The sequence below is a fragment of the Achromobacter sp. SIMBA_011 genome, assembly GCF_046535435.1.
Lineage (GTDB): Bacteria > Pseudomonadota > Gammaproteobacteria > Burkholderiales > Burkholderiaceae_B > Achromobacter > Achromobacter dolens.
This window is the reverse complement of the sequence record NZ_JAWRWN010000306.1, coordinates 1-281: the sequence shown is the minus strand read 5'-3', so window position 1 is coordinate 281 and position 281 is coordinate 1. Positions and strand designations below refer to the sequence as shown.

Below are 281 nucleotides of genomic sequence, written 5' to 3'. Positions count from 1 at the left end.
CGAGCGTGTCGTTGTCGCCGAACTTGATTTCGTCGGTGACCACCGTGTCGTTCTCGTTGATGATCGGCACGACGCCGAGGCGCAGCAGCGTGAGCAACGTCGAGCGCGCGTTCAGATAGCGCTCGCGATCGGCCAGGTCGGCATGCGTGAGCAGGATCTGCGCGGTGCGAATGTGATGCTCGGTGAAGCGGCTTTCGTAGACTTGCGCGAGCCCCATCTGCCCGACCGCCGCGGCGGCCTGCAATTCGTCGATTTCGCGCGGACGCTTGTTCCAGCCGAGA

The 281-nt window shown here is 64.1% G+C and carries 1 pseudogene; it reads right to left on the bottom strand.

Annotated features, from left to right (window positions below):
• Positions 1-281, bottom strand: a pseudogene (locus SB816_RS31075) (glutamate 5-kinase); the annotation flags it as partial.